This is a genomic window from Streptomyces sp. AMJ-169, from assembly GCF_055597585.1.
On record NZ_JBVLTJ010000012.1, the window covers coordinates 1 to 22597 of the forward strand.

Here is a 22597-nt window from a genome sequence, read left to right on the forward strand (position 1 = left end):
GCTTCCCTTCGTTCTTGCGTTTCCGACTCTATCAGATCTTTTTCCGATCCGATTTCCTCGGTGCTTTCCAGTTCCCCGCTTTTGTTTCGCGGTTTCCTTTCCGGCGGCTCCGACTTTATCAGAACTTCCGGGCCGGTCTGACCGGCCGTTCGTTTTCCGATTTCATCGGGGGAGGCTTCAACGGGAGCGAATTGAATCGATCTTCCGGAGAGGCGCTGTAGATACTAGCTGACTGCCGACCGGATCAGATCCAGTTCCAGGCAACTGTTCGAATCTACCGCCCTGCAAGACCCGTGTCAACGGTTCTTGTGGGGCGAGGAGGAGACTAACAGCTCAACGGCGGTCGACGCACATCAGGCGGCTGTGGGAACAGTGGCGCTGCGTTCGGCGGCTGCCACGTCCCCCGTCGTACCCGTGCGGGCCGCGCGTCCGCCGACGACGTAGACGTAGGCCAGGAAGGCCAGCTCGGCGGTGACGCCGATGGTGATGCGGGCCCAGGTGGGCAGGCCGGAGGGGGTGACGAAGCCTTCTATGGCGCCGGAGACGAACAGGACCAGGGCCAGGCCGATCGCCATGCCCACGGCGGCGCGGCCCTCCTCCGCGAGGGCGGTACGGCGGGTGCGCGGGCCGGGGTCGATGACGGTCCAGCCCAGGCGCAGACCCGTACCGGCGGCCACGAAGACGGCGGTCAGTTCGAGCAGGCCGTGCGGGAGGACCAGGCCGAGGAAGGTGTCCAGGCGTCCGGCGGAGGACATGAGGCCGAAGCCGACGCCCAGGTTGAGCATGTTCTGGAAGAGGATCCATAGGACGGGCAGTCCGAGGAAGACCCCTAGGACGAGGCACATGGCGGCGGCCTGTGCGTTGTTCGTCCAGACCTGGGCGGCGAAGGAGGCCGCCGGGTGGCTGGAGTAGTAGGTCTCGTACTCCCCACCGGGGCGGGTGAGTTCGCGCAGGTGGCTGGGGGCGGCGATGGCCGACTGCACCTCTGGGTGGGTGCCGATCCACCACCCCAGGAGGACGGCCACGGCGGTCGACAGGAGCGCGGTCGGCACCCACCAGCGGCGGGAGCGGTAGACGGCGGCCGGGAAGTCGTGGCCGAGGAAGCGGGTGACGTCGCGCCAGGAGGCGCGGCGGGTTCCGGTGACGGTGTTCCGCGCGCGGGCGACGAGTTGGCTGAGGCGGCCGGTCAGCTGGGGGTCGGGGGCGCTGGACTGGATCAGGGAGAGATGGGTGGCCGTGCGCTGGTAGAGCGTGACGAGTTCGTCGGCCTCAGTGCCGGTGAGCCGGCGGCGCAGAAGGGCGTCGAGGCGGTCCCATTCCGCGCGGTGGGCGGAGACGAAGACGTCGAGGTCCATCGGTGTGCGTGCTCCTGGGCTGTTCGTCGGCGTCCGGTGCGCTCGGGTCAGCTTGTCGTACTGGGGCGCGAAGTGCGTTCAGCTTGGCAGACTTGCCGTTCAAGGGGCAGGCCAGGGAAGGGGACGGGCGTGAGCGAGCTGGTGACGGGTGAGGCGGTGGCGCTGGAGGTGCAGCCCGCGCGGTTGCCCAGCAGGGCGCTGGCCGTGGTCCTGGATCTGGTGGTGGTGTTCGTCGTCTACGTGGTGGTGTCGGTCGGGTTGCTGGCGGCGACGGCGTCGTTGGACGAGGCGGCGCAGTTCGCGGTGGCGGTCGCCGCGTTCCTGCTGGTGCTGGTGGGGGCGCCGATCGCGGTGGAGACGCTCAGCCAGGGGCGTTCCCTGGGGAAGCTGGTGTGCGGGCTGCGGGTGGTGCGCGACGACGGGGGGCCGATCCGGTTCCGGCACGCGTTGGTGCGGGGGGCGATCGGGGCGGTGGAGATCCTGTTCACGGGCGGGGTGGTCGCCGTCCTGGCTTCGCTGGTGTCCGCGCGCGGGCGGCGGCTCGGGGACGTCTTCGCGGGGACGCTGGTGGTGCGGGAGCGGGTGCCGGTGGCGCGTACGGGGTTCCTGGCGCCGCCTCCGCCGTGGCTCGCGGGCCGGTTCGCGGAGCTGGACCTGTCGGCCGTGCCGGACGGGCTGTGGCTGGCTGTACGGCAGTACCTGGGGCGGATGGGGCAGTTGGACCCGAAGGTCGGCTGGGACATGGCGGTGCGGCTGGCGGGCGATCTGGCGGCCTGCACGGGGGTGCCGGCGCCGGAGGGGGTGACGCCCGCGGCGTATCTGGCGGGCGTGCTCCAGGAGCGTCAGGCGCGCGAGTCCCGGCGGACGTTCCCGGGCACTCCCCCGGTCCCGGACGCTTCCCCGGTCCCGGGCGCTCCCCCGGCGGGTGGTTCTTCGGCGTACGAGGCTCAGGGCGCCGTTCCTCAAGTGCCGGTCCAGCCTTCTCGTCCCGAGCCGTCGGTGTCTCCGGTGTCTTCCGTGTCCGAGCCCGCCGCCGTGCCGAGGACGGGGTTCGTGCCGCCGGTGTGACGTCGGGTCAGGTGAAGGTCGACGGGGGTGAGGTCAGGTCTTCCAGTTCGATGCCGGGGGCGGACAGGACGACGTCGCCGGTGAGGTGAACGGTGTGCCGTTCGCCGGTGTCCAGGGCTGTGACCTGGTATTCGTCCACGGTCAGGGGGCCGTTGTCAGTGGCGTGTGCTTCGCTGTTCACCAAGGCCCAGGACTGGTCCACGGTGCGGGGGGCGAGGACGGGGTCGGTGAAGGAGACGAGGCGGACGCGGGTCGCGGGGGAGGCGGGCGTGAGGCGCAGGAGGCGGGCGGTGGCGATGAGGAAGGCCGGGGAGGTGCCGGTGAAGGCGTGGGCGGGGGCGTTGCCTTCGGTGGCGTGGGCGCCGGTGGGGTCGCCGCGGACCCAGGTGACGCCGTCGAGGGCGGCGGCGCGTACCTGCCAGCCGGCGGCGTGGAGTTCGAGGCGGATGGGGCGGCCGAGGGCGTCGAGGGCGAGGTCGACGGAGCCGGCGGGTTCGCCTTGGGGGGTGGTGCGCTGGGCGACGTAGCGCCAGCCGGTGGGGCCGGGGGCGCATTGGAAATGTTCTTCTGCGAGAGGGGTGTGGTCGTGCGGGTCGTGGAGCGAATAGCGGCCGCGGGGCATGGGGGTCCTGGGTCGTGACAGGGCGGGCCGGGATGTCTTAGCGCGGGCTGGGGCGCGTGGACGCTGGACGGCCCGGCTGGAGCGTCGTGGGCGCTGGTCGGCTCGGGCTGAGGCGCGTAGGCGTTGCCCGGTCCGGCTGGGGCGTCGTGGGCGTGGCTCGGGTGGGGCGGGAAAGGGGCAGGCCCCCGGCACGGGGGTGCGGGGGCCTGCCTCTGCGGTGCTGCCGGGTGCTGCCGGGTGGGCTCTGGGGGAGCCTCGGCCCGGCGGCGGGGGCGGTCAGTAGCGGTAGTGGTCCGCCTTGTACGGGCCCTCGACCTCGACGCCGATGTACGAGGCCTGCTCGGGGCGCAGGGTCGTCAGCTTGACGCCGAGCGCGTCGAGGTGGAGGCGGGCGACCTTCTCGTCGAGGTGCTTGGGCAGCGTGTAGACGCCGACCGGGTACTCCTCCTGCTTGGCGAACAGCTCGATCTGGGCCAGGGTCTGGTCCGCGAAGGAGTTGGACATCACGAAGGAGGGGTGGCCGGTGGCGTTGCCCAGGTTCAGCAGGCGGCCCTCGGACAGGACGATGAGGACCTTGCCGTCGGCGAAGGTCCAGGTGTGGACCTGCGGCTTGACCTCGTCCTTGACGATGCCGGGGATCTTGGCGAGGCCGGCCATGTCGATCTCGTTGTCGAAGTGGCCGATGTTCCCGACGATGGCCTGGTGCTTCATCTTGGCCATGTCGGCGGCCATGATGATGTCCTTGTTGCCGGTCGTGGTGATGAAGATGTCGGCCTTGTCGACGACCTCGTCGAGGGTCGTGACCTGGTAGCCGTCCATCGCGGCCTGGAGGGCGCAGATGGGGTCGATCTCGGTGACGATGACGCGGGCGCCCTGGCCGCGCAGGGACTCGGCGCAGCCCTTGCCGACGTCGCCGTAGCCGAAGACGACGGCCGTCTTGCCGCCGATGAGGACGTCGGTGGCGCGGTTGATGCCGTCGATGAGGGAGTGGCGGCAGCCGTACTTGTTGTCGAACTTCGACTTGGTGACGGCGTCGTTGACGTTGATCGCCGGGAAGAGCAGGACGCCGTCGCGCTGCATCTCGTACAGGCGGTGGACGCCGGTGGTGGTCTCCTCGGTCACGCCGCGGATCTCGGAGGCGAGCTGGGTCCACTTCTGGGAGCCGCCGGAGATGGTGCGGTTGAGGAGTTCGAGGATGACGCGGTGCTCGTCGTTCTCCGCGGTGTCGACGGCGGGAACCTTGCCGTCCTTCTCGTACTCGACGCCCTTGTGGACGAGGAGGGTGGCGTCACCGCCGTCGTCCAGGATCATGTTCGGGCCGCCGGTGGGGCTGTCCGACCAGGTCAGGGCCTGCTCGGTGCACCACCAGTACTCCTCCAGGGTCTCGCCCTTCCAGGCGAAGACCGGGACGCCCTGAGGGTTCTCGGGGGTGCCGTCCGGGCCGACCGCGATGGCGGCGGCGGCGTGGTCCTGGGTGGAGAAGATGTTGCAGGAGGCCCAGCGGACCCGCGCGCCGAGGGCGACGAGGGTCTCGATCAGCACGGCGGTCTGCACGGTCATGTGCAGCGAGCCGGTGACGCGGGCGCCGGCCAGGGGCTGGGTCGCGGCGTACTCCTTGCGGATCGCCATCAGGCCGGGCATCTCGTGCTCGGCGAGGGTGATCTCCTTGCGGCCGAAGGCGGCCAGGGAGAGGTCGGCGACCTTGAAGTCCTGTCGGTTCTCGACAGCCATGGTGAACTGCTCCTCGGGTTCGGGGCGAGGTCGATGGGTACGGCTGGTCTGCGCGGCGGCGGACACAGAAGTGCCCTCCGGGCATGGGAACGCACGGAGGAACACGGGCGGGCCCGCGTACGCGCAGCGCAGTCCGTCGGAGGCCCTCTCTCCCTCGGCCGGCCCGTGTACGGGCCGCCCGACCGCCATCAGCAGCGACGTCTGGCTTCCGCTCCAAGCTACACCGGCACGCCGGGCCCGCCCCAGCCCCTCTCGGAAGATCACGCCGATTCCGGGGTGAAGTCGGCCGGAAAGACGGGGTTGTAGGGGGAGGTACTGGGGTGAGGGGGCGGGAAGGGGGGCGAGGGTGGGGTGACGGGCGGCCGGAGCCGGGTTCCGGGGCCGGCCGGGGTGGCTGTCCGTGTTGCTGCGGTGCAGGTCGGAGGGGGGTCGAGGGGCTGCGGGGAGGGCGTTGCGGGAGGGGGCCGTGCGGCTCGGGGCGGCCCGCTCGCGGGTGCCGGTTCGCCGCCGGGGTGGCCTCGCCGGTGGCCGACGGGCCGTGGTTTTTCCGGGCCGTCGCTCCAGCGGGCGTCGAGTTCGCCCCCAGCAGCCGCGGGTCTCGCCTGATGGAACCCCCTCTCGATCAGTGAGCCCCCGCTCCCGTTCCCGGCCCCCCGGGCGCCGCCTCCTTGTCCGCGCCCTTGGCCGCCTCCCTCTCGCTGTAGATGTCCGGCTCCAGGTAGATGACCCGGGCGATCGGGACGGCCTCCCGGATGCGGGATTCCGCGGCGTTGATGGCGGTGGCGACCTCGGTGGCGGTGTCGTCGTGCTGGACGGCGATCTTGGCGGCGACCAGGAGTTCCTCGGGGCCCAGGTGGAGCGTGCGCATGTGGATGACCCGGGTGACGGTGTCGCCGTCGACGATCGCCTTCTCGATCTTGCGCACCTCGTCCAGGCCCGCCGATTCGCCCAGCAGGAGGGACTTGGTCTCGGCGGCGAGGACCAGGGCGATGAGGACGAGGAGGATGCCGATGCAGAGGGTGCCGACGCCGTCCCAGACGCCGTCGCCGGTGGCCAGGGAGAGGGCCACGCCGGCGAGGGCGAGGACGAGGCCGATGAGGGCGCCGAAGTCCTCCAGGAGGACGACGGGGAGTTCGGGGGCCTTGGCGCGGCGGATGAAGTCCTTCCAGGACTGCTTGCCGCGCAGGGCGTTGGACTCCTTGATGGCGGTGCGGAAGGAGAAGCCCTCGGCGACGATCGCGAAGACGAGGACGCCCACCGGCCAGTACCAGTTCTCCAGCTCGTGCGGGTGGCGGATCTTCTCGTAACCCTCGTAGACGGCGAACATGCCGCCCACCGAGAACAGGACGATCGACACGAGGAAGGCGTAGATGTAGCGCTCGCGGCCGTAGCCGAAGGGGTGCTGGGGCGTCGCCTCGCGCTGGGCCTTCTTGCCGCCGATGAGCAGCAGCGCCTGGTTGCCGGAGTCGGCGAGCGAGTGCACGCCCTCGGCGAGCATCGACGACGAGCCGCTGAAGGCGAACGCCACGAACTTCGATACCGCGATCGCGAGGTTGGCGCCGAGTGCCGCCACGATCGCTTTGGTGCCGCCTGACGCGCTCATGTGCTCGCGTGTTCCCTTCCTGTTCGGCGCTGTGCCGGGCTTCTGTACGGCGCCGGTGCCGGGCCTCGGCGCTTTGCCGGGCCTTTGCCGGTGCGCCATTCTTGCAGCCCCGGCGCCGGCCACGTCGCAGGTTGTCCACAGCCCCGGTGCGATGATCGGACCGCCCGCAATAGGGGCAGGTCAGACGACGACCGTCGCCCGGAACACCGTCCCCGCCCCGCTCACCCCGACCCGCTCCCCCGCCGGCACGAACACCGCCTGCCCCGGCGCCAGTCCGTTCTCCCCGGCCCGCACCGCGCCCGCCGTGCAGAGCAGGATCTGCGGGGTCTCCAGGGTGAGGTCCGGTCCTGCGGCGCCCTCGGCCAGGACGTACCGCGAGAGCCGGAACTCGTCGATCGGGGTGTCGTAGACCTCTTCGCCGTCCGGCGCGGCCTCGGGGCGCAGGACGCCCGGGTCGGTCGGCTCGAAGCGGACGACGCGCAGGAGTTCGGGGACGTCGACGTGCTTGGGGGTGAGGCCGCAGCGCAGGACGTTGTCGGAGTTGGCCATGATCTCGACGCCGAGTCCGCTGAGGTAGGCATGCGGGATGCCCGCGCCGAGGAAGAGGGCCTCGCCGGGCTGGAGGCGGACGTGGTTGAGGAGCATCGCGGCGATGACACCGGGGTCGCCGGGGTAGTCGCGGGCGATCTCCGCGTACGGGGCGTAGTCGCCGCCTATGCGCGCACACGCGTGGGTGGCCTCGGTGACCGTGCGGGCCATCTCCGTGCGGTCGGCGGTCAGGACGGCGGTGAGGACCTCGCGCAGGGCCGCGTCCTCGGGGTGGGCGCGCAGGAGGTCGACGTACGGCTTCAGGGAGTCGACGTCCAGGCCGGCGAGCAGGTCGGCCGCCCGGAGGGGGTCGCGGAAGCCGCACAGGCCCTCGAACTCGGTGAGCGCGCAGATGAGTTCGGGCTTGTGGTTGGCGTCCTTGTAGTTGCGGTGCGGGGCGTCCACGGGGATGCCCCGGCGCTCCTCGTCGGCGTAGCCCTCCTTGGCCTGCGCCAGGTTCGGGTGCACCTGGAGGGACAAGGGGGCGCCCGCGGCGAGGAGTTTGAGGAGGAAGGGGAGGCGGGGGCCGAACTTGGCGACCGCGCGGGGGCCGAGTTCGGTCTCCGGGTGGGCCGCGATGACCTCGTCGAGCGTCCCGCGCGCGGTGCGCGAGGGGGCGCCCGGGTGGGCCCCCAGCCACATCTCCGCCTGCGGCTCACCGGTCGGCTCGACGCCGAGGAGCTGCGGGATCGCGGTGGTCGAACCCCAGGCGTAGGGGCGGACGGTGTTGTCGAGGCGGTCCATGGGGTGCTTTCTGTACGACGGTCAGGGGGCCGTGGGCATGATCAGGCTCCCGAGGCGAGCGCCAGGTAAACGGCGGCGAAATCCGTGACGGCGATCAGCTCCGCGAGGGTCTCCAGTTCGGCGCCCGGTTCGGGGTCGAGCTCGCTGATCGGGGTGTCGTGGCCGAGGGCCAGGTCACGGGCGTTCGGGGCGGCGGTGAGGCCGCCGATCGGGCGGTCCCGCAGGAGCACCACGCGCGCGTGGAGGGTCGGTGCCTCCTCCACGCGGTCGCGGAAGAAGTCGTCCGGGTCGGCGCTCGCCGCCAGCGGGCCCGCGAGGAGGGCGCTGTGTTCGGCGAGGGCCTCGGGGAGTTCGGCGACCAGGGCGGGGCGGCCGGCGAGTTCGGCCAGGGCGGCGGCGAACCTGCGGCCCGCCGGGCCCGCCGAGACGCCTTCCGTCCAGATCACCGGGAGGGCGTCGGCGAGTTCGGCGGCCAGGGTCTTCGCCGGGTTGCCGTACGTCGCGATCGCCGGGCCGCAGCGCTCGGCGACGTGGTCGAGCCGGTCGGCGATCTTCTCGACGGCCTCAGGAGGGGCTGTGAGCAGCCCTACGCGGTCCAGGAGCGCCAGCAGCGGGGTCAGCAGCGCCCACAGCGCCCCGGGCGCCGACGCGGCCGTCTGCTGCCGTTCGTAGGACGTCGTCGCCATCGGGATGAACAGGCTGTGCGTCGCGCCCACCGTCTCCGTCAGCGGGGAGCGGCTGGGGGCCACGGCGACGACCGTGCAGCCGCGGCGGTACGCCTGTTCCGCCAGCAGCGCCAGGCCCGGCTCGCTGCCGTCCGGGGTCGCGATGAGCAGCAGGTCCACCGAGCCCGCCCAGCCCGGGAGTTCCCAGCGCAGGGCGCCCGCCGCCGGGGCGACGCCGGTCGGGGCGAGGCGGGTGACCGGGCAGGACGCGCCGGCCAAGGTGCGCAGGAGGTCCGCCACGCAGGTCGCCGCGGCGCCGGGGCCCGCGATCAGGATCGCCCGGGGGCGGCCGTCCGGTTTCAGCTCCTGTAGGCCGGCCTCGGCGGCCAGTCTCGCGGCCGTGCGGACGCGGGCGCCGGCCTCCGCCGCGCCGCGCAGGAGGCCGCGGCGGTCGGCCTCGGCCAGGGCGTCCGGCGAGTCCAGCAGCGATTCGTCGAGCATGTGCGGGGGTCTCCGATCACCGGGGTCTTCGGGAGCGGGGCGGCTTGGAGCGGGGGGGTCCTGGCAGGGCTTTGGGAGCGCGTGGGAGCTTCGGCCGGGACTTCGGCAGCCGCCTCGTCAGAGGCTTCGGCGGCTTCGGCCGGGGGGTCTGCCGTAGGGCTCGCCTGGGGCTCTGTGGGGTACGGCTGCCGCGCTCGGCGGGGTGTGCCTCGGGCGGGCTCGTACGGGCGGCTCCGCGCGGGTCACGCGGGGCGGCGGGCCTCGTCGACCAGGAGGACGGGGATGCCGTCGCGGACGGGGTAGGCGAGGGCGCAGTCCGTTGCGGTGCAGATCAGCTCGGTGTCCTGCTCCTTGAGGGGGGCGTGGCAGGCCGGGCAGGCCAGGATCTCCAGGAGGCCGGCTTCGAGCGGCATGGGGTGTCCCTTCGGTGGGATGCGTGACGTGCCTGGTCAGGGTACCGCCGTGGGGGCGGGCGGGCCGCGCCGTCCAGCTCCTTCGCCCCCGCCGCCCCTACCCGCCCCTCCCGCAGCACCCCCGCGATCACCCCCTGATGATCCCCAACACCTCATCCCGCACCCTCTCCATCGTCTCCCGGTCCCTCGCCTCCGCGTTCAGGCGGAGCAGGGGCTCTGTGTTGGAGGGGCGGACGTTGAACCAGTAGGTCGGGGTCGTCACCGTCAGGCCGTCCAAGTCGTCCAACTCCGTGTCCGGGCGGGACGCGTACTCCTTGCGGATCGCGGTCAGGCTTGCCTGTTGGTCGGTCACCGTGGAGTTGATCTCGCCGGAGCCCTGGTAGCGGTCGTACTCCGCCACCAGGGAGGACAGGCCCGCTTCCTGGGTGCCCAGGGCGGCCAGGACGTGGAGGGCGGCCAGCATGCCGGTGTCGGCGTTCCAGAAGTCCTTGAAGTAGTAGTGGGCGGAGTGTTCGCCGCCGAAGATGGCGCCGGTGGTGGCCATCTCGGCCTTGATGAAGGAGTGGCCGACCCGGGTGCGGACGGGGGTGCCGCCGTGCTCCTTCACCACCTCGGGGACCGTCCAGGAGGTGATCAGGTTGTGGATGACGGTGCCCTTGCCGCCGTTGCGCCTGAGTTCCCTGGCCGCCACCAGGGCCGTGATGGCGGAGGGGGACACCGGGTCGCCGTTCTCGTCGACGACGAAGCAGCGGTCGGCGTCGCCGTCGAAGGCGAGCCCCAGGTCGGCCTGTTCCTCGCGGACCCGCTTCTGGAGGTCCACCAGGTTGGCCGGGTCCAGGGGGTTGGCCTCGTGGTTGGGGAACGTGCCGTCGAGTTCGAAGTACATCGGGACCAGGGTCAGGGGCAGGCCCTCGAACACCGTGGGGACGGTGTGGCCGCCCATGCCGTTGCCTGCGTCGACGACGACCTTGAGCGGGCGGATCGAGGTCAGGTCGACCAGGGAGCGGAGGTGGGCCGCGTAATCCTCCAACGTCTCGCGGCGCGTCACGGTTCCCGGCCGCCCGGAGAACTCCGGCGCCCCCGACTCGCTCCAGAGTTCGGCCAGTTCACGGATCTCGGTGAGGCCGGTGTCCTGGCCGACCGGCGCCGCCCCGGCCCGGCACAGCTTGATGCCGTTGTACTGGGCGGGGTTGTGGGAGGCGGTGAACATCGCGCCGGGCAGGTCGAGGGCGCCGGAGGCGTAGTAGAGCTGGTCGGTGGAGCACAGGCCGATCTCGGTGACGTCGGCGCCCTGGGCGGTGGCCCCGCGCGCGAAGGCGGCGGTGAGGGCGGGTGAGGAGGGGCGCATGTCGTGGCCCACGACGATCGCGCGCGCGTCGGTCACCCGGACGAAGGCCGCGCCGAAGAGTTCCGCCAGGGGCTCGCCCCACTGGTCGGGGACCACTCCGCGCACGTCGTACGCCTTCACGATCCGCGACAGGTCAACAGCCACAGCCCAACCCTCCTGAAGTCCCACTGGTCGCCTCAAACTACCCGGCCCGGTGCCGGGTGCGGGGCGCGGTCGGCGGGCTGTGCCCCGGTGGGGGCGGGGCCCGCCATCGGGGCGTCATCGGCGCTTCACGCGGGCTTCCGGGGAGCTTCATGTCGTGGCGCGACAAAGGCTTCGGGGGGCCTCAGGTGAGAGGTCGGCAAGAGGTTGTGCGGGGCTCCTGAAAGCCCGTCCGCGCGTGGGAGGCTGCCGCAGGAACCGTTCCTCAGGGAGGGTCAGTTGTCGGGTGAGCGCAGGACGCGGAGGTGGCCGCGGCGGGCGACCTCCATGGGGTCCGCGGCGCGCCCGGTGGGGCCTTTGGAGGCGCGCTCCTGGGGGCGGGCGGCTTCGCGTACGGCGTTGGCGAGGGCCTCCAGGTCGTCGCCGCTGGGGCGGGCCGGGGCGGAGGCGTCGAGGAGGCGGACGACCTCCCAGCCGCGCGGGGCGGTGAGGCGCTCGGAGTGCTCGGCGCACAGGTCGTAGCAGTGGGGTTCGGCGTAGGTGGCGAGCGGTCCGAGGACGGCCGTCGAGTCGGCGTAGACGTACGTCAGCGTCGCGACGGCGGGTCGGCCGCAGGCGGTGCGCGAACAGCGACGTACAGGGCTCACGACGTTGGACGGTACCGCACTCTTGAGCGGGCCGCGACGACTCTCCACCAGGTCACTCCACCGTGTCGGGTTGTGAAACGCCCCACAGATCTCTTCAGTCATACCCCGCTGACCTGCGTCGACGCCAGTTTCCGGCCGGGCGGGACGGACTGTATCCGGTCACCGTCACGTACAAACCCCGCCCATTGTCATGAAATCGACGGCCTCTTGGGGATACGAAATCGAGCCCAACCTTGGCTTGATCACTGATGGTGCGACATGCCGGGGAGGTCGGCGGGGCGGCCTCGGCGGGGACTACGCTTCAGTAGTGATGGACGAGTCCGTACCGCCCCCTGCCGCAGGCCCCCGGCCCCGCCGTCGTGATCGCCATGGGCGCGGTATGCGCGGGCCGATCGCGCCGCCGCAGGTGCCGCTGGCCGCGAGCCGTGCCGAGCTGTTCGCCGACCTCGTGCAGGACTCGGTGGAGCGGCTGGAGCGGCGCTGGCCGCAGCTCGCGGACATCGACTTCATGGTCCTTGAGGTGCCCCGGCTGGATGCTCCCGGGGAGCCGTGGAACGACGAGGCGGTGCCCCTGGGTGGGACGGTGCCGTCGCGGGAGGGGCGGCCCGCGCGGGTCGTCGTCTACCGGCGTCCGGTGGAGATCCGCACCAAGGGGCGTGACGAGCGGGCCGCGCTCGTCCATGAGGTCGTCGTCGAGCAGGTCGCGGAGCTGCTGGGGCTGACTCCGGAGACCGTCGATCCCCGGTACGGGGAGGACTGAGCGTCCGCCTAAGGCTCACTGAGCGTCTGCTCAAGGCTTGGGGCGCCCCCTAGGAGGCGCCCCTGCTGCTACTTCTGGAGGACCGTCAGGTCCTCGCGCGCATCCGGTACCGCCACCGTCCCCCGGTCGTCCGGGAGGGTCTGGGTGGTGAACCCTGAGGCGTCCCCGTCGCTCTCGGAGAGCATGCGGGAGGCGTAGACGGGGCCTCCGGAGACGGTCTCGACGGTCAGCGCGTAGGTGCCCTTGAGCCCCGCGGGGACGGGCGGGGTGATGTCCTGGGTCGTGCCGGCCTTGACGGTGTACGTCTTGGAGACGGCCGTACCGCCCTCGGTGCCCGCCGAGGAGGTCACCTTGATCTGGGCGTCGGCCGTGGGGGCGGTGACGGACAGGACGGTGCCCTTGGCGGTGTTGCCGACGGCGGACGCGCGCGTGCCGACCGGGGCGGTGGCCGGGATGAACGACGTCTCCGCCTTGTCGCCCTTGCCGCGGGTGATGCGGACGGCGGCGACGACCGGGGTGGAGACGTCGCCCGGGGAGAGCACCAGGGAGCCCGCCTCGCCCCGGGTGACGTCGCCGAGGTCGACGGCGGTGGTCATGCCGGCCTTGACGTGCAGCGTCTCGTGGCCCGCCGGGGTGATGAGGCTGCTGGCGGAGGCGAGTTGGAGCTTCAGGTCGGCGTCGGAGTCGTCCGGGGTGAAGGCGACCAGGCGGACGGCGGTGGCGTCCTTGGGGATGCCGGGGATGACCAGGGTGTTCGAGGGGTCGGTGGCGGCGGCCAGCCAGTCGCCGCCGAGCTTGTCGTCCAGGGCCTGCACGGCGGCGCCGACGCGTCCGCTGCGGACGGTGACGCGGACGGTGACGTCGTCGAGCTTCTGGTCGGTGAGCGTGGAGAGCAGCACCGGGTCGCTGGAGTGCGCGGGGATGGTGATGCCCTCGCCGACGGCGCTGGTGAGGGCGCCCTCGGGGCCGTAGAGCTGGAGATCGACGACGGCCGCGGAGTCGTCGGGGTTGGTGAGGTGGAGGTAGTCGGTGCGGTCGGCGGCGGTGGAGGCGCCGGGGAACCAGAACTGGGTGTCGGGGGCGGTGCAGGCGACGCCCAGGAGGCCGCGGCCGGTGCCGGCGGCGACCTCGGTGGTGGCCTGGAGGGTCCAGCCGGGGGCGTACTTGCCGGTGGCGGTGGCGACCAGGGCGGGCGCGCCGCCGCCGCTGACGGTGCCGGCGGCGGGGGTGCCGGGCTCCTTGGCGGTGAGCGGGGACTTGGCGGTCTTCTGGGTGGCGCCGGCCTTGCTGGCGTCGGCGCTGTCCTCGGCGGCCGGTTGGAGGGTCGCCTTGCCGTCGCTTCCGGTGCCCTTGGTGACGGGCGTGAACGACTCGTAGGACGTGTCGGCGAGGTCGGAGGTGCTGGGGGCGGGGCAGACCAGGCTGGTGCGCTCCACGGGCAGCTGGGCGGCCGTCGTGGCCGTGCTCGCGGTGCCGGTGGCGGCGGGGGCCTCCAGGACGGCGAACCCGGCGACGGCGGCCAGCGCGGCCGTACCGGCGATCAGGGACAGGGTGGTGCGGTTCACTGCTGGCTCCCGTCAGGGCGCTGGTACGGCTGCTGCTGCGTCTGGTCGTAGCCCTGCGGGTAGCCGGCCGGGTCGTAGCCCTGCGGGTCGTACTGCTGCTGTTGCGGGGCGTTCGGGTCGTAGGCGTACGGGTCGTACTGGCCGGCCTGGTAGGGGTCGTACTGGGCGTTGTAGTCGTAGCCCTGGGCGCTTTGGTACTGCTGCTCGGCGCCCGCGTAGGCGTTCGTGTCCCAGTCGCCGTAGGGCTGCTGCTGGGGCGGGACCGCGGCCGGCTCTTCCTGGGCGGGCGGGGGCTGTTCGGCCTCTGTGGGTTCCTCGGCCTCCGCGCGGTCGCGCAGGCGGCGGGCGCGGCGGCCCTCGCCGCTCGCCTGGGCGGGGATGGGCTGCTCCTCCTCGGGGAGGTCGTCGTCGACGTCGCGGCGGCGGCCGGGGAGGGCGAGGACGACCAGGACGACGGCCAGGAGGCCCTGGGCCCACAGCCACAGGGTGTGGCCGATCGGATCGTCGTAGGTGACGTCCAGCTTGCCGCCGGTGGAGGGGAGTTCGAAGCCCTGGGCCCAGCCGTCGACGGTGGTCCTGGTGAGGGGCTTGCCGTCGAGGGTGGCGCTCCAGCCGTCGGCGGCGGCGTCGGCGAGGCGCAGGACGCGGCCGTCGGTGCCGTCGGGGACGGTCGTGTGGATCTCGACGGGACCCGCGGCGACGACGGCGGGGGTGCCGGAGCCGTCGGCGGCGACGATCGCCGCGCGGGACACCTCCCGGTTCACCCGCCACAGGGCGCCGCCGCTCTGCGCGCTGAGCCGGCTGAGGCCCGGGGTGGCGTCGAGGACGCGGGTGATGTCGCGGGGGGCGCCCTTGTGGACGAGGACGTAGCGGACGGCGAACTTGCCGAGCTCGTCGGTCTGGTCGGCGCCGGAGCCGGCGACCAGGTTGGCGACGACCTTGTCGAGCTGCTTGTTCTCGCCGTCGGCCGCCGCGCTCTCGGCGTCCCCGAGGCGGGCGCCGGAACCACGCACCAGCATGTAGGAGACGTGGGCTGCGGAGGCGGAGTCGAGGACCAGGGTGCGCGCCTGGTCGCTCGTACCGGCCTCCTCGGCGACGAACGCGGGCACCTGCACGGGGTCGCGGCGCTCCAGGGGGCCGTCGGCGCCGCGGATCATCCAGCCGGCGGCGATCAGCAGGGGGCCGGCCGCGCAGGCGAAGGCGATGAGGGCGGCGACGGGCTGGCGCCAGCCGAAGCTCTGCTCGGCGACCCGCGCGCGGGCGCCGTCGGCGCCGATGACGGCCGCGCACAGCAGGGCGATGCCGTAGACCAGGGTGGCGGGGCCGGCCCAGCTGGAGGTGTTGGACAGGACGGCGAAGACCAGGCCGACGAGGGCGACGGCCCAGGAGGCCCACACTCCGGTGTGCCGCTCGGAGCGCAGGAGGGCGGCCAGGGCGGCCAGGACGACGCCGGTGAGCATCAGTCCGCTGACGGTGCCGGGGCCGCCGGGGCTGGCGCCCAGGAGGTCGAGCGGGGAGGCGGCGGAGGCGCCGTACTCCAGGCCCGCCTGGTGGAAGAAGCCGGTCGGCAGGAGGGTCAGCGACCAGGGGGCGAGAATCAGCAGGGGGGTGCCGAGCTGGGCGAGGAACCGCAGGCCGTACGGGACGGGTTCGGTGCGGCGCACGGCCAGGACGGCGAGGCCGAGGACCAGCGCGATGGGCCACACGATCGGCGTGAACGCGGTGGTGACCGTCAGCAGCAGCGCGTACGCCCAGGTCGCGCGCCAGCTGCCGCGCGCGCCCGAGGAGCTGGCCAGGCCGCTGGCGGCGAGGCCCGCGCGGGCGATGAGCGGGAGCAGGATCGCGAGGACGGCGGTGCCGATGTGGCCGCCCGCCAGGGCGCCGGTGGCGGCGGGCAGGAAGGCGTAGCCGACGGCCGCCCACGCGCGCAGGAGGCGGGATTCGACGAGGGGCCGGGAGGCGAAGTAGGCGGCGAACCCGGCGAGCGGGACGGAGCAGACCAGCAGGACGGTGACGGCCAGGCCGGTCGAGCCGAGCAGGAGGGTCGCGAACGCGGCGACGATCGCCAGGTAGGGCGGCGCGGCAGGGGTGCCGCCGGCGCCGACGGGATGCCAGCTGTCGGTGTAGCGGGCCCACAGGTCGGAGGCGTCGGCCGGGGCGGGCAGGAGGGCGCCGCCGGAGAGGGCGCCGCTGCCCAGGAGGGCGCGGCAGGCGGCCAGGGAGACCAGCAGCAGGATCAGGAAGAGCACCGGGCCGGGTTTGCGGGCGATCCGCTTCAGCCGCGCGAACTGCTCGATCTCCAGGAAGTCCGCGTCGTCGCCGCCGGGCCCGGACTCCAGGCCGCCGCCGTGCCGGCCCGCGGTGGTGTCGGTGTCGGAAGAGCCGAAGAAGCTGCTCGCGGCCTGTTCGACGGTCGCGCGGACGGTCGCGCCGGGCGGCGGGAACAGGGGGCGCAGTTCGCCCTTGTCGACGACCGGCTTCTCGCGCGCGCGCCGCCCGGCGATGATCCGCTCGGGCCGCAGCAAGGTGCCGAGCAGCCCCCGGATCTCGTCGAGGGCCTGCCCCGGGACCTTGCCGACGAGGTTGGCGACGGTCCGCAGGACGGTGCCGACGATCAGCCGCAGCAGCACCCAGGGCAGCGCGGCCGCACGGCTGTTGACGAGGAGGGTGTAGGCGGCGCCCGCCTTGTCGACCTTGTGCGGCGAGGCGGTCGTACGGCCCGCGCAGTCGACCGCGCGGCGCTCGCGGGAGGCGGCCTCCGCGTGGCGTACGACGGCCTCGGGGGCGACCAGGACGCGGTGGCCGCGCGCGGTGGCGCGCCAGCACAGGTCGACGTCGTCGCGCATGAGGGGCAGGCGGCGGTCGAAGCCGCCGAGTTCCTCGAAGAGGTCGCGGCGGATCAGCATGCCGGCGGAGGAGACGGCGAGGACCGCGCGCACGTGGTCGTGCTGCCCCTGGTCCTGTTCGCGGCGGTCCAGGCCGGTCCAGCGGCGGCCGGAGGGCGCGATGGTGACGCCGACCTCCAGGAGCTGGCGCCGGTCGTACCAGCCGCGGAGTTTGGGGCCGACGATGCCTACGTCGTCGCGTCCGAGGTCGAGTTCGTTGTCGACGACGCGCAGCATCTCGGCGAGCGCGTCGGGTTCGGGGGCGCAGTCGTCGTGCAGCAGCCAGAGCCACTGGAGCGGTTCGCCGTGCGGCAGTTCGGGCAGGTCGTAGGCGTCGTCGCGCCAGGTGCGCGTGACGGGGTCCCAGCCGCTGGGGCGTTTGAGGTAGGGCAGGTCGTCGGGGCCGAGGACCGGGGTGGAGCGGGCGGCCTCCTCGACGGCCTGGCCGAAGCCGGTGCGCCGGGCGAGATGCAGGACCCGGCCGTCGCCGAGGGCGTCGGTCAGGAGCCGCGCGGAGTCGTCGGCGCTGCCGGTGTCGGCGGCGACGGCGGCCTGGACGGGGCGCTCCTGGCCGAGCAGCCCGGCGAGCGCGTCGGGCAGCCAGCGGGCGCCGTCGTGGGCGACGAGGACCGCGGTCACCACGTGACGCGGGAACTCTGGCGTGGCAGCGCCTTGCTGGGCTGCCGTATGGCTGTGCACGGACATCGAGGTACGGGCCCCGGTTCGATGGACTGCGGTGGACGCCTGCGCCGTCTGCTGACGACGGGGTGTCTCGGACGAGCGCCCACACTACCGACTGGGCACGACGACGGCCCGCCGCCTGTGGATAACCCACCTGCGACGGGCCGTTGAAGAGGTTTAACCCGAGGCCAGAGGCCCGTAAGAAAGTAGTACAGCGGTCAGACGGCCGCTTTCTTGAGCCTGCGCCGCTCGCGTTCGGACAGGCCGCCCCAGATGCCGAAGCGCTCGTCGTTGGCGAGGGCGTATTCGAGGCATTCGGAGCGGACCTCACAGGCGAGGCAGACTTTCTTGGCCTCGCGCGTGGAGCCGCCCTTCTCGGGGAAGAAGGACTCGGGATCGGTCTGGGCGCACAGCGCGCGCTCCTGCCAGCCGAGTTCCTCGTCCGCGTCGTCGACCAGCAGTTGCTGCACCAGCTCGGTCATGTGCGCCCCTCGTCTGTCTTTCGCGTCCCCGTGCCGTGGTCGTCAACCATCGGTACCGACCAAACGACACGAGTGAAATTACAAGTGTGCTGCTCCGGGCGAGTCAAGCCGAGATCTGCTATTGGGCCCCTTATTCACTCTGCGGAACCAAGGTGGCGCAGAAAGTGTTCAAATCGCCATAAACCTTGACACGCAGACGAGGCCTGCCGGCCTGTACGAGGAAGGACGCCCTCAACCGCGTTCTCGTTCCGACACGCAGGTCGCGCGCCCGGTTGTGCGCCATGTGTCCCGGTCAGACCACGAACAAACCTTTCACCGCACAGACGTACCGGATGAGGTGAATCGCGTCCCACTTTTCGGGGGTCGGGTTGACAGTGGAGGTGTGAACCGATTGCCTTGTGGGCATGCTCGCGAACTTGGCATCCACCTCGACCGGCTCCGCCGGGTCCCACGGTGCTGCCCGCGCTCGCTGTAGCTGTTGTTGTCCCAGCTGTTGAGCCGTATCCGAACGCTCCAGCTGTGAACCGGGTCCCCCAGGGGCTCGGTTTTCGCTTTTCGCCATCCGCTCAAGCCTCGTTCCCCCGCTGACCTCTCTTAGCCGAGGAATCACCGCACCCCCATGAACAGCGACAACGACCTCCAGATCGCCGGCGACCTCCTCGAGGTCCCGCACCTCCTCCAGCCCCCGCGCGAACACCCCGTCACCGTCGCCGAGTTCGTCGGCCTCGCCCGCGCGATCGCCGCGGACCGCGCACAGTGGGCCGACCTGGTGCGCTACGACGCCGTCAGCCGCTGGTACCACCGCCTGCGCACCGGCCCCGGCTACGAGGTCTGGCTGCTGACCTGGCTGCCCGGCCAGGGCACCGGCGCCCACGACCACGGCCGCTCCTGCGGCATCCTGACCGTCCTCGACGGCACCCTCACCGAGCGCACCGAGCAGGGGGCGCGGGCGCTCGCGGAGGGCGCGCAGCGGGTGTTCGCGCCCGGGTACGTCCACGACGTCGTCAACGACACCCTCGAACCCGCCGTCAGCCTGCACGTCTACCACCCGGGCCTCACCGAGATGCCGGCGCGGCCGGCGCTGCGGGCGGGCGAGGGGCGGGCGGTGACGGTCTGATCCGCCGGGCCCCGGACCCCGTTGTCAGTGGCGCCTGCGAGACTTCTTCCCATGCGCATTGTGGTTCTGGCAGGCGGTATCGGTGGCGCCCGCTTCCTGCGCGGTCTGAAAAAGGCCGTGCCGGACGCGGACATCACCGTGGTCGGCAACACGGGGGACGACATCCACCTCTTCGGGCTGAAGGTCTGCCCGGACCTCGACACGGTGATGTACACCCTGGGCGGCGGCATCAACGAGGAGCAGGGCTGGGGGCGGACCGACGAGTCCTTCCGGCTCAAGGAGGAGCTCGCGGCGTACGGCGTGGGGCCCGAGTGGTTCGGGCTCGGCGACCGGGACTTCGCGACGCACATCGTACGGACGCAGATGATCGGCGCCGGATATCCGCTCAGCGCGGTGACCGAGGCGCTGTGCGACCGGTGGCAGCCCGGGGTGCGGCTGCTGCCGATGACCGACGACCGCGTCGAGACCCATGTCGCCGTCCAGCTCGACGGCGAACGGCGCGCCGTCCACTTCCAGGAGTACTGGGTCCGGCTGCGGGCCTCCGTCCCGGCCGAGGCGATCGTGCCCGTCGGCGCCGAGCAGGCCAAACCGGCGCCGGGCGTCCTGGAGGCGATCGCCGCCGCCGACGTCATCCTCTTCCCGCCGTCCAACCCGGTCGTCTCCGTCGGGACGATCCTCGCCGTGCCCGGCATCCGGGAGGCGATCGCCGGGGCCGGGGTGCCCGTGGTCGGCCTCTCCCCCATCGTCGGGGACGCGCCCGTGCGCGGGATGGCCGACAAGGTCCTGGCCGCCGTCGGCGTCGAGTCCACCGCCGCCGCCGTCGCCGAGCACTACGGCTCCGGGCTGCTCGACGGCTGGCTCGTCGACAGCGTCGACGCGGGGGCCGTCGAGCGGGTCGAGGCGGCCGGGATCCGCTGCCGCGCGGTGCCGTTGATGATGACCGACGTGGAGGCGGCGGCGGAGATGGCGCGGGCCGCGCTGGAGCTGGCGGAGGAGGTGCGGGGGGCTTGAGCGGGATCGAGGGTGTCGAGGGTTCTGAGCGTTCTGAGAGTGCGGTGACTTCGGTGACTTCTGGCGGTTCGGTGGCTTCTTCGGCTTCTGTCGTGTCCTCGTCGGGCAGCGGTGCCCCCGAGTTCCGGGTCTGGGCGCTCGGGGGGCTGCCCGAGGTGCGCGGCGGTGACGATCTCGCTCAGCTCATCGCCGGGGCCGAGCCGGAACTGCGGGACGGGGACGTCGTCATCGTCACCTCCAAGATCGTCTCCAAGGCCGAGGGGCGGGTCGTCGCCGCCGCGGACCGGGAAGCCGCGATCGACGCCGAGACCGTACGCGTCGTCGCCCGGCGCGGGACGCTGCGGATCGTCGAGAACCGGCAGGGGCTCGTCATGGCCGCCGCCGGGGTCGACGCCTCCAACACGCCGGCCGGGACGATCCTGTTGCTGCCCGAGGATCCCGACGCGTCCGCGCGGGGCATTCGCAAGGGGCTGCGGGATCTGCTCGGCGTCAATGTCGGGGTGGTCGTCACCGACACGTTCGGGCGGCCCTGGCGTTCGGGGCTCACCGATGTCGCGATCGGGGCGGCCGGGGTGCGGGTGCTCGACGATCTGCGCGGGGGGACCGACGCGTACGGCAATCCGCTCGTCGCCACCATCGTCGCCACCGCCGATGAGCTGGCCGCCGCCGGGGATCTCGTCAAGGGCAAGGCCGAGGGGCGGCCCGTCGCCGTCGTGCGCGGGCTCGGGCATGTCGTCGGGGAGGACGACGGGGACGGGGCGCGGGCGCTCGTCCGCAGTGGGCCGGGGGACATGTTCCGGCTCGGGACGTCCGAGGCGGTGCGGCTCGCCGTCACTCAGCGGCGGACCGTGCGGGCGTTCACCGAGCAGCCGGTCGATCCCGGGGCCGTGCGGCGGGCCGTCGCCGCGGCCGTCACCGCGCCCGCGCCGCATCACACCACTCCCTGGCGGTTCGTGCTGCTGGAGTCCGCAGAGGCTCGGGAGCAGTTGCTCGACGCCATGCGGGAGGCCTGGGTCGCCGATCTGCGGCGGGACGGGAAGAGCGAGGAGGCGATCGCCAAGCGGGTGCGGCGGGGGGATGTGCTGCGGGGGGCGCCTTATCTCGTGGTGCCTTGTCTGGTGACCGAGGGGGCGCATTTCTACGGGGATGCCCGGCGGGACGGGGCCGAGCGGGAGATGTTCGTCGTCGCCGCCGGGGCCGGGGTGCAGAACTTTCTTGTCGCGCTGGCCGGGGAGCGGCTGGGGTCCGCGTGGGTTTCCTCGACGATGTTCTGCCGGGATGTGGTGCGGGAGGTGCTGGGGTTGCCTGTGGGGTGGGATCCGATGGGGGCTGTTGCTGTGGGGCATGCGGCTGAGGAGCCTCGGGAGCGGGGGGAGAGGGGGGTGGAGGGGTTTATCGAGGTGCGGTGAGGGGTGGGGTGGGCTGGGGTGGCCGGGGATGTTGCCTGCCGGGTCCGGGGGTGGGGGCTTGGCGGGCTTCGGGTTCGGCTTCGGCTTCGGCTTCGGCTTCGGCTTCGGCTTCGGCTTCGGCTTCGGCTTCGGCTTCTACGTGAGGATTTCTTGTGGCTGGGCGGTTCGTTCCTTCCCTCGGGGCTGTGAAGCGTGGGGTGCCTGGGGGGTCCGGCGTGGTCCGGGGTGGGCGGGTGCGGACTTATGTTCCTTCCGGGCCGCTTGATCTGGGGCTCGTGCTCGGGCCGTTGCGGCGGGGGCCCAGGGATCCCACCTATCGCGTCACTCCCGACGGGGCTGTGTGGCGGGGGAGTCTCACTCCGTGTGGGCCCGGGGCTTTGCGGGTCTCTCTCGATGGGGGTGTGGTGCGGGGGGAGGCCTGGGGGGACGGGGGTGAGTGGCTTCTTGAGCAGCTGCCGTTGCTGGTCGGGGGTGGGGATGATCCGTCCTCGTTCGTGCCTCGGCATCGGGTGGTCGCCGAGGTCGCCCGGGTGCGGGCGGGGTTGCGGATCGGGCGGAGTGGGCTGGTGATGGAGTCGTTGATTCCTTCTGTGCTGGAGCAGAAGGTGACGACCGATGAGGCTTATCGGGCCTGGCGGTTGCTCGTGCGGAAGTTCGGGGAGCCGGCGCCGGGGGCCGGCGGGGGTGTGGGGGTGTGGGTGATGCCCTCGCCTCGGGTGTGGGCGATGGTTCCGTCCTGGGAGTGGCATCTTGCCGGGGTGGACGGGAAGCGGGCGGGGACCGTGGTGCGGGCGGCTCGGGTTGCGGCTCGGTTGGAGGAGGTTGTGGGGATGGGGGTTGAGGGGGCTCGGGAGCGGTTGGAGACGGTGGGTGGGGTGGGGGTGTGGACTTCTGCGGAGGTGGTGCAGCGGAGTCATGGGGCGGTGGATGCGGTGACGGTGGGGGATCTGCATCTGCCGGGGATTGTGGGGTGGGTGCTGGGTGGGGAGCGGGGGGTTGATGATGGGCGGATGCTGGAGTTGCTGGAGCCTTATGCGGGGCAGCGGCAGAGGGCTGTGCGGTTGGTGTTGTTGAGTGGGAGGGGGCCTGAGCGGAGGGGGGCTCGGGGGGCTGTGGGGGATGTTCGGGGGTTGTGAGGTGGGGGTTCCGCGGAGGGTTTCTCGCCCCCGCCGCCCCTACCCGTCCCATCCTGAAGGGGCTCCGCCCCTTCGACCCCGGGGGTGGGTGGGGGAGCCGCTTGGGGGTGGGTGAGGGGTCGGAG

19 protein-coding genes are annotated in these 22597 nt (G+C 72.5%); 7 read left to right on the top strand and 12 right to left on the bottom strand.

Annotated elements, in window-relative coordinates:
* Positions 1–221, top strand: a 221-nt coding sequence (locus tag ACYUD3_RS27155) for a hypothetical protein (RefSeq protein WP_470974985.1), incomplete at its 5' end; no start/stop codon positions are given.
* A gap of 132 nt (positions 222–353) precedes the next feature.
* On the opposite strand, the gene ACYUD3_RS27160 is transcribed toward ACYUD3_RS27155, so the two are convergent.
* On the bottom strand, positions 354–1355 hold the full coding sequence (locus ACYUD3_RS27160; protein WP_470974988.1) for a stage II sporulation protein M: 1002 nt from the start codon (positions 1353–1355) through the stop codon (positions 354–356).
* 129 nt (positions 1356–1484) lie between these two features.
* Here ACYUD3_RS27160 and ACYUD3_RS27165 point away from each other — a divergent pair, with 129 nt between their 5' ends.
* A complete protein-coding gene (locus ACYUD3_RS27165) occupies positions 1485–2423 on the top strand; it encodes an RDD family protein (RefSeq protein ID WP_470974991.1) in 939 nt (312 codons plus the stop codon).
* A gap of 7 nt (positions 2424–2430) precedes the next feature.
* On the opposite strand, the gene ACYUD3_RS27170 is transcribed toward ACYUD3_RS27165, so the two are convergent.
* The 8 genes from ACYUD3_RS27170 to ACYUD3_RS27205 form a co-directional block, all read right to left on the bottom strand.
* Entirely contained in the window at positions 2431–3045 is a 615-nt protein-coding gene (locus ACYUD3_RS27170) for a hypothetical protein (RefSeq protein ID WP_470974994.1), read from the bottom strand.
* Positions 3046–3321: 276 nt separating this feature from the next.
* A complete protein-coding gene (ahcY, locus tag ACYUD3_RS27175; RefSeq protein ID WP_470974997.1) occupies positions 3322–4776 on the bottom strand; it encodes an adenosylhomocysteinase in 1455 nt (484 codons plus the stop codon).
* A gap of 622 nt (positions 4777–5398) precedes the next feature.
* Positions 5399–6379, bottom strand: a complete 981-nt coding sequence (locus ACYUD3_RS27180; protein WP_470975000.1) for a cation diffusion facilitator family transporter — start codon at positions 6377–6379, stop codon at positions 5399–5401.
* Between the two features lie 180 nt (positions 6380–6559).
* A complete protein-coding gene (manA, locus tag ACYUD3_RS27185; protein WP_470975003.1) occupies positions 6560–7711 on the bottom strand; it encodes a mannose-6-phosphate isomerase, class I in 1152 nt (383 codons plus the stop codon).
* A 41-nt stretch (positions 7712–7752) separates the two neighbouring features.
* Positions 7753–8877, bottom strand: coding sequence for an SIS domain-containing protein (locus tag ACYUD3_RS27190; RefSeq protein WP_470975006.1), 1125 nt, complete (start codon positions 8875–8877; stop codon positions 7753–7755).
* A 242-nt stretch (positions 8878–9119) separates the two neighbouring features.
* Positions 9120–9290 carry a Trm112 family protein gene (locus ACYUD3_RS27195; RefSeq protein ID WP_470975009.1) on the bottom strand — a complete coding sequence of 57 codons (171 nt, stop codon included), beginning with the start codon at positions 9288–9290 and terminating at the stop codon, positions 9120–9122.
* 127 nt (positions 9291–9417) lie between these two features.
* Positions 9418–10782 (bottom strand): phosphomannomutase/phosphoglucomutase, encoded by a 1365-nt coding sequence (locus tag ACYUD3_RS27200; protein WP_470975012.1) that lies wholly within the window; start codon positions 10780–10782, stop codon positions 9418–9420.
* A gap of 272 nt (positions 10783–11054) precedes the next feature.
* Positions 11055–11474, bottom strand: coding sequence for a DUF3499 domain-containing protein (locus ACYUD3_RS27205; protein WP_470975015.1), 420 nt, complete (start codon positions 11472–11474; stop codon positions 11055–11057).
* Between the two features lie 262 nt (positions 11475–11736).
* On the opposite strand from ACYUD3_RS27205, the gene ACYUD3_RS27210 reads away from it, so the two are divergent.
* On the top strand, positions 11737–12186 hold the full coding sequence (locus tag ACYUD3_RS27210) for a metallopeptidase family protein (RefSeq protein WP_470975018.1): 450 nt from the start codon (positions 11737–11739) through the stop codon (positions 12184–12186).
* Positions 12187–12254: 68 nt separating this feature from the next.
* Here the strand turns inward: ACYUD3_RS27210 and ACYUD3_RS27215 are convergent, their stop codons facing one another.
* The 3 genes from ACYUD3_RS27215 to ACYUD3_RS27225 all read right to left on the bottom strand — a co-directional run bounded on the left by ACYUD3_RS27215 (position 12255) and on the right by ACYUD3_RS27225 (position 17799).
* A complete protein-coding gene (locus ACYUD3_RS27215) occupies positions 12255–13751 on the bottom strand; it encodes a DUF5719 family protein (RefSeq protein WP_470975021.1) in 1497 nt (498 codons plus the stop codon).
* Positions 13748–17341 (bottom strand): glycosyltransferase, encoded by a 3594-nt coding sequence (locus tag ACYUD3_RS27220; protein WP_470975024.1) that lies wholly within the window; start codon positions 17339–17341, stop codon positions 13748–13750. The genes ACYUD3_RS27215 and ACYUD3_RS27220 overlap by 4 nt, the downstream gene beginning before the upstream one ends.
* 194 nt (positions 17342–17535) lie before the next feature.
* Positions 17536–17799, bottom strand: coding sequence for a WhiB family transcriptional regulator (locus tag ACYUD3_RS27225; RefSeq protein WP_003975777.1), 264 nt, complete (start codon positions 17797–17799; stop codon positions 17536–17538).
* Between the two features lie 619 nt (positions 17800–18418).
* Here ACYUD3_RS27225 and ACYUD3_RS27230 point away from each other — a divergent pair.
* From ACYUD3_RS27230 to ACYUD3_RS27245, 4 genes are all read left to right on the top strand, one after another.
* Entirely contained in the window at positions 18419–18916 is a 498-nt protein-coding gene (locus tag ACYUD3_RS27230) for a cysteine dioxygenase (protein ID WP_470975027.1), read from the top strand.
* A 51-nt stretch (positions 18917–18967) separates the two neighbouring features.
* Entirely contained in the window at positions 18968–19927 is a 960-nt protein-coding gene (cofD, locus tag ACYUD3_RS27235; RefSeq protein WP_470975030.1) for a 2-phospho-L-lactate transferase, read from the top strand.
* Between the two features lie 92 nt (positions 19928–20019).
* Positions 20020–21336 carry a coenzyme F420-0:L-glutamate ligase gene (locus ACYUD3_RS27240; RefSeq protein WP_470975724.1) on the top strand — a complete coding sequence of 439 codons (1317 nt, stop codon included), beginning with the start codon at positions 20020–20022 and terminating at the stop codon, positions 21334–21336.
* Positions 21337–21488: 152 nt separating this feature from the next.
* Positions 21489–22472, top strand: a complete 984-nt coding sequence (locus ACYUD3_RS27245) for a DNA-3-methyladenine glycosylase family protein (protein ID WP_470975033.1) — start codon at positions 21489–21491, stop codon at positions 22470–22472.
* The last annotated feature ends 125 nt before the right edge of the window (positions 22473–22597 follow it).

Excerpts from the sequence above, each read along its gene's own strand:
- ACYUD3_RS27160 (WP_470974988.1), bottom strand. The coding sequence starts at position 1,355 with ATGGACCTCGACGTCTTCGTCTCCGCCCACCGCGCGGAATGGGACCGC.
- ACYUD3_RS27220 (WP_470975024.1), bottom strand. The coding sequence starts at position 17,341 with ATGTCCGTGCACAGCCATACGGCAGCCCAGCAAGGCGCTGCCACGCCA.
- manA (WP_470975003.1), bottom strand. The coding sequence starts at position 7,711 with ATGGACCGCCTCGACAACACCGTCCGCCCCTACGCCTGGGGTTCGACC.
- ahcY (WP_470974997.1), bottom strand. The coding sequence starts at position 4,776 with ATGGCTGTCGAGAACCGACAGGACTTCAAGGTCGCCGACCTCTCCCTG.
- ACYUD3_RS27195 (WP_470975009.1), bottom strand. The coding sequence starts at position 9,290 with ATGCCGCTCGAAGCCGGCCTCCTGGAGATCCTGGCCTGCCCGGCCTGC.
- cofD (WP_470975030.1), top strand. The coding sequence starts at position 18,968 with ATGCGCATTGTGGTTCTGGCAGGCGGTATCGGTGGCGCCCGCTTCCTG.
- ACYUD3_RS27190 (WP_470975006.1), bottom strand. The coding sequence starts at position 8,877 with ATGCTCGACGAATCGCTGCTGGACTCGCCGGACGCCCTGGCCGAGGCC.
- ACYUD3_RS27210 (WP_470975018.1), top strand. The coding sequence starts at position 11,737 with ATGGACGAGTCCGTACCGCCCCCTGCCGCAGGCCCCCGGCCCCGCCGT.
- ACYUD3_RS27180 (WP_470975000.1), bottom strand. The coding sequence starts at position 6,379 with ATGAGCGCGTCAGGCGGCACCAAAGCGATCGTGGCGGCACTCGGCGCC.
- ACYUD3_RS27170 (WP_470974994.1), bottom strand. The coding sequence starts at position 3,045 with ATGCCCCGCGGCCGCTATTCGCTCCACGACCCGCACGACCACACCCCT.
- ACYUD3_RS27225 (WP_003975777.1), bottom strand. The coding sequence starts at position 17,799 with ATGACCGAGCTGGTGCAGCAACTGCTGGTCGACGACGCGGACGAGGAA.
- ACYUD3_RS27230 (WP_470975027.1), top strand. The coding sequence starts at position 18,419 with ATGAACAGCGACAACGACCTCCAGATCGCCGGCGACCTCCTCGAGGTC.